Below are 11,910 nucleotides of genomic sequence, written 5' to 3'. Positions count from 1 at the left end.
CTGATCGGCCGCCCGGCTGACCCTCGTTCTGAAAAAAAGGAAGTTATGCAAATGAACGTCCCGGCCGCGGGCCCGCGCCGCTTTGCGGCGCCGGCCTTGCTGCTGATTACCATCCTGACACTGAGCGGCTGCCAATTGCCGCGTTCCGGGCCCATGCTGGCCGAGATGACGGGCGCGCATGACGCCAAGGACGTCATCGTGATGCCCGCCTCGCGCGAACTTGCGCGCGAGAGCCGGGTGCCGGACGTGTCCGATTTTCCCGTGCGCTACCGCGACCTGACCGAGGCCGGTTTCGACAGCCTGGTGCCGGGCGACGGCATCAACGTCAAGGTCTGGGAACGCGGCGGACTGGGCGTGTTCGCGGCGGACCCGTCCGGCGTGAGCGACCTGGGCAACCAGGAACTGGACCGCAACGGCAATGTGTCCTTTCCCATCCTGGGCAAGTTCCAGGCCGGCGGCAAGACGCTGGGGCAGTTGCATGACGCCATCGTGGCGCGCCTGAGCCGCCTGGTGGCCGGCGCCGACGTCAGCGTGACGCGCGCGGCCGACGCGCGCGGGCAGATGGTGACGGTGCAGGGCAACCTGACCAAGCCGGGCATGTATCCCATCACGCAGACGTCCCAGCGGCTGAGCAGCGCGCTGGCGCAGGCTGCGCCGGTGCAGACCAATCCCGAGCAGCTTGTCGTCAGCCTGCGGCGCGACAACCAGGTGGCCTCGGTGCGCCTGTCGGACATCTACCGCAACCAGAACAACGACATCCTGCTGCGTTCGGGCGACGTCATCACCGCGTACGAATCGCGCGAATTCCTGACGGTGCTGGGCGCGGCGGGCAACCAGGGCCGTGTGGCCATCAGCAAGCGCAATTACAGCGTGCTGGACGCCCTGGCCGATTCCAAGGGCCTGGACGACCAGACGGCGGACCCGCGTTCGGTGTTCCTGTTCACGCCCGCGCAAGCGGGTGCGGAGGGCAAGCCGGACCTGCTGCCCGTGGTGTACCAGTTTGACCTGACGCGTCCGGAACAGGTGGCGCTGGCCCGCGAATTCACGGTGCGGGAAGGGCAGGCCATCTATATTTCCGATGCGCCGTTCACCCAGGTGCAGAAGGTGCTGTCCGCGTTCCGCGTGACCATGAGCGCCGGCTTCAGCGCCACCCGGGCCATCGATTCGAATTCCGGCGGCTCTTCGACCGGCGTCAGCCAGTAGTGCGTCGATGAGTAACGAGGATCGGATCAAAGGATGGCGCGCGCGCAAGAAAGACAGCAGCTACGCGGTGGGTTCAGGCGTCGATGCCTGGCGCCTGGACCCCGCCAAGCTGTTCGAGGCCAAGGCTGAGCCGGCTGTCCTGCTCAAACCCTTGCTGGCGCGCTTGCAGGGCGAGCCGCACGACTCCGTGGCCGCCCGGCGGGCGGTCTACGAGGCCGTGCAGGCCGAGCTGGACGCCGAGATCGAGCGCGGCAAGGTCGACGAGGCGCTGGCGGACTTTTCCCGGCGGCGCCTGCGCATCATCGTGCGGCTGCTGGAACAGGACATTCGCGCGGGCATCGAGGTGTTCGCGCCGGGCTATATGCCTGCCCGGCTGGTGGCCGAAGACCAGCGCCTGGCCGACGCCCAGGCGCGGCGCGAGCAGCGGCGCAAGCAGGACGAGGCGCGCGACGCGCGGCGTCATGCCTCGCGCAACGACATCGCGCTGGAAATGGAGCTGCCCGCGGGCGAGGCCGGCGACCTGGCAATTCTGCAGGACCGCCTGCGCGGACTGCATGCCGGCCATCATCCGCGCATCATCGGCCGCGGCTGGCCGGGCGGGCGCACGCTGCTGGCGCTGTTCGTCTACCAGCTGAACGTGATGCACGGCGAAAGCCGGATCGCGCTGCTGTGGGCGCTGGTGGGGCCGGTGGTGCTGCTGACGTTGATTTCGTCGCTGTACATCCTGATGGGCACGCACTACATCCTGGGGATGGACGTGCAGACCTTCTCGCTGCTGGGCGCCACGACCTGGATCATGTTCCGGCAGATCATCTTTCGCAGCAGCACGGCCTACGTCTCGGCGCGCGGCCTCTTGAACTTCCAGGGCGTTTCGCCCTTGATGTGCGCGCTGGTGCAGGCGCTGCTGTACGTGTCGGTGTACCTGGTGGTGTTCGGGGTGCTGATCACGGCGGGGCATGCGCTGGAGCTCATCACGCTGCCCAAGAGCTGGCCGGGCTTCATGCTGTTCGTGGTGCTGATGGCGTGCTGCGCGGCGGCGATGGGCCTGTTGTTCGGCGCGATCGCGACGTACTGGCACTTCTTCCTGCGGCTGGCGCCGGTGATCGAGCGCTTCCTGCAGATTTTCTCGGGCGTGTTCTTCGTGTCGGAACAGCTGCCCGAGAACCTGCGGCCCTGGATGCTGTGGCTGCCGTTCGCGCATGGCATGCAGTTGCTGCGCTCGGCCTATTTCGACGCCTACACGTCGACGGACGCCAGCCTGGGTTACTTCCTGACCAGCCTGGTGTTCCTGATGGCGGTTGCGCTGGCAGCGGAACGGCTGGCCCGTCCCAACATCCAGCCCATGTGAGGAACGACGATGATTCATCTCAATGGCGTGACGGACGATCCCAAGGCCTTCGGCAGCCGGCAGGCGCTGCTGGCCCAGGCGCATCTGGACATTCCCGTCGGCCGCTATGCCTTGCTGTCGCCCGCGCCGGAGCTGCATCGGCAGATCATCGATCTGCTGTGCGGCCTGCGGCCGCCGCGCCAGGGCTTTGTCCATCACGACGGCAACGTGTCCTGGGCGATCGGGCGGCAGGGCTTCATCCGCGGCAAGGCCAGCGGCGTCAGCATGATCGAACTGGTCAGCCAGATGTACGAGCTCGATGCCGATGCCACCTACGAACTGGTGGCGGACCTGATCAGCGAGCCGAAGGTCCTTTCCCGGCCGATGGAACATTGGCCGCTGTTTGCGCGGCAGGAGTTTTCGTTCGCGCTGGCCTTGGCGCCAGCGTTCGACGTCTACGTGATCGAGGGGGCCATTCCCTTCGAGCCCTGCCGCTTCACCCGTCTCTGGCTGGCGCTGTTCGAAGAACGGCTGATCGGCAGGACGCTCATTCTTTCCAGTTACCGCCAGAATCAGTTGGCGGACTATTGCCTCAAGGGCCTGATTTATGAACGAAGCGCACTCCGCATCGAAGACGACCTCGACCAGTGCATCCAGAAGTTCCCTCCGCGACGATCAAGAAGCGATTCAGGAACAGGCGACGACGTCCTCGGCGGATTCGATGAGGGACAGCTCGGGTTCTGAGAGCGGGTCCGAGATCGAACGCCGGCGGCGCGAACGGCAGGCGGCGCTGATCGAGCGCCGTCGCCGTCGCTGGGTCAATGTCTTCATCGTCATCGCCCCGGTGGCCCTGGCCCTGGCGTACGTGCTGTGGATCGCCACGCCGCGCTACGAGGCCGAATCGCGCTTCTTCGTGCAGTCCGGGTCCGGCCAGCAGGGCGGCGGCGCCATGGCGGCCAGCCTGCTCACCACCGGCAATTCGGGCGGCATGCTCGGCGGCTTTGTCGACGGCTGGGCGGTCAGCGATTTCCTGAAGTCGCGCGACTGCATGCGGCAGCTGGACAAGAAGGTCGGCCTGCGCCATTACCTGTTGAATGCGGGCATGGACCCGGCCAACCATCTGTCCGAGGATTCGAGCGAGGACGATCTCTACCGCGCTTACCGCGCCTCGGTGCAGGTGTCGTTCAACGCGCTGGAACAGATCGACGTGCTGCGCGTGCGGGCCTATTCGCCCGAAGACGCCGAAACGCTGTCCAAGGCCCTGATCGGCTTGGCGGAAGAGTTTGTCAGCACCATGAACGAGAAGGGCGTGGCCGACAAGCTGAAGGTCAGCGAGGAATCGGTCAGGCAGGCCGAACAGAAGGCGCTGGGCGCCCGCGAAGCCTTGACGTCGTGGCGGACCACCCACGGCAATATCGACCCCACGGCCACGGTGGCCATGTTGCTCAACCTGTCCAGCCAGCTGGAAGGGGAACTGAGCAGCGCGCAGATCAACCTGGACAAGATCCGTGCGCTCGACAACAAAGACCACTTCATGCTCAAGCCTGCCGAAATGCAGGTCGTAGCCTTGAAGAAGCGGCTTGCCAGCGTGCGCCAGCGCTTGAGCGGCGACGGCAACACAGAGGCCAAGCAGCTGAAGTCGTACGAGGCGCTGCGCAATACGCAGGCTTTCGCCGATTCGAACCTGACGCTGGCGCAGCAGTCGTACCAGCAGGCCGTGACCGACGCCCTGCGCTTGCAGCGTTATCTGTCCATCATCGCCCAGCCGGTGTCCACCGACCGGCCCAGCAGCCCGCGCACGTCCGTGCTGCTGCTGCAGGCGCTGGCGCTGGGCTTCGTGCTCATGTTCGTCCTGCGCGCGGCGATGGCCCTGCTACGAGGATTGCGCCATGGTTGATACGACGATAGAACGCCCCGCGCCAGCTGCCAAAGCCCGCCCCGCCGCGGACGAGGCCACCGGCCACCTGCGGGAGGTCATCGAGCAGGTCCTGCAGGCGGATGACACAGCGCCGGTCCTGGCCGAGCTAGGCCCCGCGCTGGCGCGCGTGGAGGACGGTTGGCGCGACGCGCGGCGCCTGCTGGTGTCGCCGCTGGTTCGGGCCGGTCGCCTGGATCGGGCGATCGCCGTGCTGGAAGCGCTGGTAGAGGTCTATCCCGCGCGCACAGACGACCGCCGCATGCTGGCCAGCCTGCTGGGCCGCACACAACAATGGGACCGCGCCATTGCCCAGGCGGATGCCGCCGCCGCCATCGCGCCCGACACCGGGGCGCTGCAGGCGGTACGGATACAACTGCGCGTGCAGGCCGCGCAGATCCCGCAGGCCGCCGAGGTCGCACGCCAGACCCACGCGCTGGCGCTGGCCGACCCCGGTGATGCGCATTGGTGGATGCTGGCCTATTCGCGCAGCGGTGACTCCACGGCGGCGGCGGACATTGCCGCGGCCTTGCAGGCCGGGGACTTGCCGAACGCGCGCGTGGCGACCGTGGCCGTACGTGCGCTGCTGGACGACGATCGGGCCGAGGCGGCGATCCTGCTGGGCAATGCAGCGCTGGCCGCCAGCCACGATGTCCCGGCGCTGCGCGCCTCGCTGGGCCTGGCGCACCTGCGCCGGGCCACGGAAGACGACCGCAAGATCCACGCGTTGGCCCATTTCGAGGCGGGTTTGCAGGCGGCGCCCGCCGACGTGCGGCTCTTGACGCTGTACGGCGAGACCTTGCTGCGCGCCGGCCGCTACAAGGAAGCCGTGGCGCCGCTGCGCCAGGCCATCGACCTGGCGCCGGACCTGGAGCAGACCCAGGGCCTGTACGCCCGGGCGCTGCGCTACACGCTGCAATACCAGGAAGCCGCCGACCAGTTGCTGCGCCTGGTCGAGAAGTCCCCCGACAAGACGCTCTGGCAACGCGCCGCCATCGGCGCGCTGTCGCAAGCTGGCCGCAAGCCGGAAGCCGAGGCCTTGTTCGAACGCTATGTGGCGCAACGCGGGCAGAAGCTGCCGCCGACGTTCCAGCAGGCCCTGGATGAACTGGACCAGAAGCTGGATTCGGCGCCGATTCCGCAGGCCCGGCTGGATTGGGCCTGGTCGCTGCGTGGCGACGCCACGGCCGACCGCGTGCAATGGGAGCGGCGCGCGCGCTGGGGCCACCTGGTGGATCACCTGCTGTTCGATTGGCTCGAATGCCGCGAAGACAGTGTCGAGGAAGCCATGCAGGTGCTGGGCGAACTGGACACGGGCGAACGCTTCTTCGCGCCGCTGTTGGCGGCCGGCCGGGGCGTGGTAGTGGCCACGGCGCACGTGGGCCCCATGTATGCCGGCCTGATGGCGCTGGAACTGCTGGGCATCCCGTCGCGCTGGCTGGCCACCGCGCCCAGCATTGCCCAGAGCAGCTATGCCGCCGCCCTGATTTCCACTGCCGACCAGACCGAAGCGCAGGTCGCCAAGGCCTGCATGCGCGCGCTGGGATCGGGCAATGTGCTGTGCCTGGCCGTGGATGGCGCCGCCAACCCCGCCGCGCCGCGCACCGACTTCGCCGGGCAGTCGGTGACCTATTCCAGCTTCGCGGCCCACCTGGCGCATCGCCAGGGCGTGCCGTCGGTGTTCTACGTGCCGCGCTGGGAAGACGGCCATGTGGCCTACACGCTGGAAATGCTGCCTGCGGTCGAGCCGGGCGAAGACGCCGATACCTATGCGCGCCGCTGGCAAGAGGCCTATTTCAAACATCTCAGGGCGCATGTGGCCGGTCCGCCGGAGAACCTGCGCCTGAGCGGCGGCATCTGGCGCCACGTACAGTCCGCGGACCGGTCCGCGCAGCGTTAAGGAGTGAGAATGTCCATGAAATCAACAACGAACCGGGCGGGCTATCGCAGGCTCTTGCGTATGTTGTCCTGGGTGCCTGTTCTGGGCGTGCTGTACGGCGGCGCGGCGGCCGCCAGCGAGTCCTGCGCCAGCCCGGATGAGCGCTGCGCCTTCGTCTCGGCGCTGCTGCAGCAGCGCGAAGGCTACGGCGCCAAGGCCACGGGCGGCCTGGGCGGGCGCTTCATCGAGGTCACGTCCGACCAGGATTCCGGGCCGGGCACGCTGCGCGCCGCGCTGGCGCAGGCCAAGAAGGGGCCCACCTGGATCCGCTTCGCGTCCGACATGACGATCGTGCTGGACTCGCAACTGCGCGTGCCGTCCAACACCACGATCGACGGCCGTGGCAAGCATGTGGCGCTGATCGACGACGGGCTGGGCGTGTATGGCAGCAAGAACGTCATCCTGACGCACCTGACCATCGATGGCCGCCTGAACCGCCTGACCCAGGCCGTGAACATTGCAAATGACAGCCGCGACGTGTGGGTGGATCACATGGATCTGTCGCGCATGTCGGACCGCCTGCTCAACGTGAAGAACGGGTCCACCGACGTCACGATTTCCTGGACCAAGTTCCACAATTCGAACAAGGTCATGCTGCTCAACAACATCACGTCCAAGGACCTGTTCGCCAATTACGAACGTGATTCCATCGCCCGCGTGACGCTGCACCACAACTATTTCTTCAACACCGTGCAGCGCAACCCGCGCGGCCAGTTCGGCACGTTCCACCTGTTCAACAACCTGCTCGAGAACTGGGACTTCTACGGCATGAGCTTCAGCCTGGAGGCCAAGGCGCTGGTGGAAGGCAACATCTTCAACAATGACGCCAAGCGCCAGTGCGTGGAGCCGGAATTCTTCCCCACGGTGGAAGGCGTGAAGGTGAACTACTGCCGCTACATTCCGACGGCCGCCAAGCGCAGCGCGCTGGACAACGGTGCATCGGACGAGGGCGCCTACCAGGAACGCAAGGCGCAGCACGGCTACACGCGCGACTTCAAGGCGTTCCTGCGCCTGAAAGACAACCTGTACCTGGGGGATGCGAAGCCGGTGCTGCAGGATTACCGCCCCGAGGCGGCGCCGACGCCGCCTTACTGCTATGGGTACGAGAAACCCTCGGCCGAACTGGCCGACCGGATCCGCAAGCACGCCGGGAACACCAGCGGCGATACGCCGCTGCCCGCCTCGCGGACGGGCGCCGGCTGCGGGGGCTGAGCCGGCGGCGGGGTCAGGCCTGCTGCGACAAGGGGCGGTCCAGGATCGGGGCGATGCGTTCGGGTGGCGGGGATACCCGCCACGAGGCGCGGCGGCGCAGCGCGCCAAAGAGCTTGAGCCCTTGCGGCCAGTCGCCCAGGCCGCTGTCCGCATTCAGATGGCCGGCGCCGGGCACCACGACGACCCGGCTGCCCCAGTCTTCGGCGAAACGACGGGCGCGTTCGAGTCGACAGTAGGGGTCGTTGTCGCTGGCCACCACCACGCTCTGAAAGGGCAGCGATTGCCGGGGCACTGGCGCAAAGCCGCGCAGGCAGTCGGGGGCATCGGGCCGCTCGACGTCGGCGGGCGCCACCAGCAGGGCGCCGGCGACCTTGGCGCGCAGCGGCACCGGCAGCGCCGCGCTGATCAGGCAGCCCAGGCTGTGGGCGATCAGCAGCACCGGGCTGCGGGCGCTGTCCACTTGGGCGGCCAGGGTGGAAATCCATTCCGCGCTGACAGGGTTTTCCCAGTCACGCTGCTGCACGCGCGCCGCGTGCGGCAGCAGGGCGGCCCAGCGCGATTGCCAGTGTTCGGGTCCGGAGTTTTTCCATCCGGGGACGATGATCGGTTGGAGTCTCATGGCGGCCATGATGCCGCGCGGCCTTAGTAACGCAAACGAATAAATCGTCTTTTGCATATACGGTAGGGGGCATAAGGCCGGCTGCCCGCCGAGCCGCCTTTGTATGCGGCACTGCAATAACGAAACGTCGCCCAAATCGGGTCGGAACCCCTCCAAAAGGGGCTATTTTTCAGTGTATGCTTGCCGTGCTTATGCAAAGTAACGGGGCGTGACCAACACTTTTCCGGCTGTCCGCCCGGCTTACAAACCAACGACTACAAGCCATTCGAGGAGTCCACTCATGAAGCAAGTATTTCGTCTGACCCCGGTCATCGCGGCGCTCGGCGTCGCCGCCGGTCTGACGTTCGGCGCGGCAGCGCAGGCGCAGACCATCAAGATCGGCGTGGTAGGCCCCACCACCGGCGCGGTCACCCAATATGGCGACATGGTCCGCGAAGGCGTGGACACCGCGGTGGAACGCATCAACGCCGCTGGCGGCGTCAACGGCAAGAAGCTCGAAACCGTGGTCATCGACGACGGCTGCGAACCCAAGCAGGGCCCGGTGGCCGCCAACCGCGTGGTCAACAGCAAGATCGGTTTCGTCGTGGGCCACGTGTGCTCGGGCGCCACCATCGCCGCCGCCGACATCTACAACAACGAAGGCGTGGTCATGGTCACGCCCTCGGCCACCTCGCCGGCCCTGACCGACGGCAAGAACTACGAGTTCATCTTCCGCACCATCGGCCGCGACGACCAGCAAGGCCCCGCCGCCGCCAAGTTCGTGCTGGAAAAGCTCAAGCCCAAGAAGGCCGCCGTGCTGCACGACAAGCAGTCGTACGGCCAGGGCATCGCCACCTCGGTCAAGAACGACCTGGAAAAGGGCGGCGTGCCGGTTGCGATCTTCGAAGGCATCAACGCGGGCGACAGCGACTACTCCGCCGTCATCACCAAGCTCAAGAGCCAGGGCGTGGACTTCGTCTACTACGGCGGCTACCACCCTGAAATGGGCCTGCTGCTGCGCCAGGCGGCCGAGCAGGGCGTGAAGGCCAAGTGGATGGGCCCCGAAGGCGTCGGCAACCCCGACATCAACGCCATCGCCGGTGACGCCGCCGAAGGCATGCTGCTGACGCTGCCGGCCGACTTCACCCAGAACGCCGCCAACGCCGAGATCGTCAAGGCCTTCACCGCCAAGAAGCGCAACGCCAGCGGCGCGTTCCAGCTGACCGCCTACACGGCCACCCAGGTCATCGCCGACGGCATCAAGGGCGCCGGCAGCGAAGACCCGTCCAAGGTCGCCAAGTACCTGCACGCCAATTCGTTCGAGACCCCGATCGGCAAGGTGTCCTGGAACAAGCAGGGCGACCTGACCAACTTCCAGTTCGACGTCTTCGTCTGGCACAAGGACGGCTCCAAGTCGGTCTACAAGTAAGGACCTGACGGCGCGTTCCGGGGTGTTTTCCCTGGGGCGCCCGCCCAGCGCCTGACCCCCGAACCGGGCCGGAAGCACAGTCTTCCGGCCCGGTTTTTCCGTGCGCGCCGCCCGCCGGGAACCGATGCCAGATTCCGTGGGTCGAACGCCGCTTGCGCGGTTTTGCGTAGAATGCGGCCAAATCGACCCCTCACTTTCTAGTCCGGACACCATGACCAAGGCATTGCTAGTCGAAGACGATCCGAAGCTCTCGCGCCTGATCGCGCAGTTCCTGGAGCAACACGGGTTCAATGTCGCCCAGGCCTACCGCGGCGACCATGCGGTAGAGGCTTTCCGCCGCCACGACCCGGCCATCACCATTCTTGACCTGATGCTGCCGGGCCGCGACGGCCTGCAGGTCTGCCGCGACCTGCGCGCCTTTTCCTCGGCGCCCATCCTGATGCTGACCGCCCGCGAGGACGACCTGGACCAGATCCTGGGCCTGGAGTCCGGCGCCGACGACTACGTCATCAAACCGGTCGAGCCGCGCGTGCTGCTGGCCCGCATCCGGGCGCTGCTGCGCCGTCACAGCCAGCTCGAGGAACCGCCGGAGCGCCTGGAATTCGGCCCGCTGGTCATCGACCGGCGCACCCGGGCGGTGGTGCATGCCGGCGCCGAGGTCGACCTGACGACCATGGAATTCGAGATGCTCTGGGCGCTGGCCAGCCAGGCCGGCCAGGTGCTCACGCGCGACGACCTGCTCAATGCCGTGCGCGGCATCGAATTCAACGGCCTGGACCGCAGCGTCGACGTCTGCGTCAGCAAGCTGCGCCGCAAGCTGGACGACGACCCGCGCGATCCGGCGCGCATCAAGACCGTGTGGGGCAAGGGCTATCTGTTCTCGCCCAAGGCGCACGAGGGCAGCGATGATTAAGTTTGTCCTGCGGCTCTTCGTGGTGCTGGCGGTGGGGTTCGTGATTTCCAACGAAGTCGTGGACCGATCGGCCAACTACCTGTTCGAGCCGGTCAGCGACGCCTACACCCGCGAGTCCGTGCGCGGCCAGATCCACAGCCTGGTGCTGGAACTGTCCAAGGTCGAGCCCGGGGCCCGCGCGGCCCACATCGAGCAGCAGCTGGCGCCGTACTACGGCCTGGGTCTGCGGGTGTTCAACGCCTCGGACTACAACGCCAGCGACAAGGAACGCCGCATCGCCGCCCGCGGCGATTTTTTCATCCGCGACAAGATGCAGACCTTCGTGGCGGCCATTCCCGGCCCGGGCAACCAATGGCTGGAAGTGAAGCTGCCGCCCGAGCCGTCGTTCGGTCCGTGGGTGATCGCGGCGGTGTACTCGGCCCTGGGCCTGCTGCTGTGCGCCTTCATGCTGGTGTGGGCGCTGCCCATCTGGCGCGACCTGGAAGCCCTGAAGACGGCCGCGCTGCGCATGGGGCAGGGCGATCTGCAGGCCCGTGCGCGCCTGTCGCGCCATTCCAGCATCGGCAACCTGGGCGACACCTTCAACCTGATGTCCGAGCGCATCGGCGCCCTGATCGGCAACCAGCGCGAACTGACCAACGCTGTCTCGCACGAGCTGCGCACGCCCATCGCGCGGCTGACGTTCGAGCTGGACATGATCGGCCGCACCGAGGATGCCACCGAGCGCAAGCGCCTGATCGACGACATGAAAAGCGACGTTGCCGAGCTGGACAGCATGGCGTCCGAGCTGCTGATGTACGCCCGCCTGGAGCACAAGAGCGACGGCGTGGCGTTGCAGGCAGAGGATGCGCGCAGCTGGCTGGATTCGGTGGTGCAGCACGCCGGTTTCGAGGCCGGGCAATCGGGCGTGCGCCTGGAGGTCGTGCTGTGCCAGGTGGGCGAGGTGCACCTGCACCCGCGCTACATGACGCGGGCGCTGCTGAACCTGCTGCAGAACGCCATCCGCTACGCGGGCGGCCGGGTGCAGGTCAGCCTGATCTCGCCCGCGCCGCGCGAATACGTGCTGATGGTCGACGATGACGGCCCCGGCATCCCGCCCGCCGACCGCGAACGCATTTTCGAGCCCTTCATCCGCCTGGACGAAAGCCGCGACCGCGTCACCGGCGGCACCGGCCTGGGCCTGGCGATCGTCAATCGCGTGGCCCGCTGGCACAACGGCACCGCCGAGGCGGCCGACAGCCCCTTGGGCGGCGCGCGGTTCATCGTCAGCTGGAAAGCGGCGTAACGTAAACAAACTTCACAATCTGCCGCCGCAATCTTCACAAACTCCCTACAAAGCGGGAAAGATCGACGCGGCGACCCTGACTAGCATGA

At 67.0% G+C, this 11,910-nt stretch carries 10 protein-coding genes; 9 read left to right on the top strand and 1 reads right to left on the bottom strand.

Translation table 11 applies throughout. From position 1 onward, the window contains the following. Nucleotides 1-45: 45 nt before the first annotated feature. The 6 genes from HV798_RS19860 to HV798_RS19835 all read left to right on the top strand — a co-directional run bounded on the left by HV798_RS19860 (nt 46) and on the right by HV798_RS19835 (nt 7,596). Entirely contained in the window at nt 46-1,203 is a 1,158-nt protein-coding gene (locus tag HV798_RS19860) for a polysaccharide biosynthesis/export family protein (protein ID WP_025140838.1), read from the top strand. 7 nt (nt 1,204-1,210) lie between these two features. Further along, entirely contained in the window at nt 1,211-2,551 is a 1,341-nt protein-coding gene (locus HV798_RS19855) for an ABC transporter permease (protein WP_175193509.1), read from the top strand. A 9-nt stretch (nt 2,552-2,560) separates the two neighbouring features. After that, nucleotides 2,561-3,274 (top strand): P-loop NTPase family protein, encoded by a 714-nt coding sequence (locus HV798_RS19850; protein WP_025140836.1) that lies wholly within the window; start codon nt 2,561-2,563, stop codon nt 3,272-3,274. 121 nt (nt 3,275-3,395) lie between these two features. Beyond that, complete coding sequence (locus tag HV798_RS19845) at nt 3,396-4,427, top strand: KpsE/RkpR family capsule polysaccharide export protein (protein ID WP_175193584.1); 1,032 nt, start codon at nt 3,396-3,398, stop codon at nt 4,425-4,427. Further along, on the top strand, nt 4,420-6,345 hold the full coding sequence (locus tag HV798_RS19840; RefSeq protein ID WP_175193508.1) for a Vi polysaccharide transport protein VexE: 1,926 nt from the start codon (nt 4,420-4,422) through the stop codon (nt 6,343-6,345). Before HV798_RS19845 ends, HV798_RS19840 begins: the two co-directional genes overlap by 8 nt. A 60-nt stretch (nt 6,346-6,405) precedes the next feature. Further along, nucleotides 6,406-7,596, top strand: coding sequence for a pectate lyase family protein (locus HV798_RS19835; RefSeq protein WP_175193583.1), 1,191 nt, complete (start codon nt 6,406-6,408; stop codon nt 7,594-7,596). 13 nt (nt 7,597-7,609) lie between these two features. Here HV798_RS19835 and HV798_RS19830 read toward each other — a convergent pair whose 3' ends face one another. Next, entirely contained in the window at nt 7,610-8,215 is a 606-nt protein-coding gene (locus tag HV798_RS19830; protein ID WP_025140832.1) for an RBBP9/YdeN family alpha/beta hydrolase, read from the bottom strand. Between the two features lie 280 nt (nt 8,216-8,495). Between HV798_RS19830 and HV798_RS19825 the strand changes: the two genes are divergently transcribed. From HV798_RS19825 to HV798_RS19815, 3 genes are all read left to right on the top strand, one after another. Beyond that, on the top strand, nt 8,496-9,623 hold the full coding sequence (locus HV798_RS19825) for a branched-chain amino acid ABC transporter substrate-binding protein (RefSeq protein ID WP_175193507.1): 1,128 nt from the start codon (nt 8,496-8,498) through the stop codon (nt 9,621-9,623). Nucleotides 9,624-9,834: 211 nt separating this feature from the next. After that, nucleotides 9,835-10,536: a response regulator gene (locus tag HV798_RS19820; protein ID WP_175216492.1), complete on the top strand. Its 702-nt coding sequence runs from the start codon at nt 9,835-9,837 to the stop codon at nt 10,534-10,536. After that, on the top strand, nt 10,529-11,821 hold the full coding sequence (locus HV798_RS19815; protein ID WP_175193505.1) for an ATP-binding protein: 1,293 nt from the start codon (nt 10,529-10,531) through the stop codon (nt 11,819-11,821). The genes HV798_RS19820 and HV798_RS19815 overlap by 8 nt, the downstream gene beginning before the upstream one ends. Nucleotides 11,822-11,910 lie beyond the last annotated feature (89 nt).

The organism is Achromobacter deleyi, assembly GCF_902859705.1.
Lineage (GTDB): Bacteria > Pseudomonadota > Gammaproteobacteria > Burkholderiales > Burkholderiaceae_B > Achromobacter > Achromobacter deleyi.
This window is presented reverse-complemented; position numbering and strand designations above follow the sequence as displayed.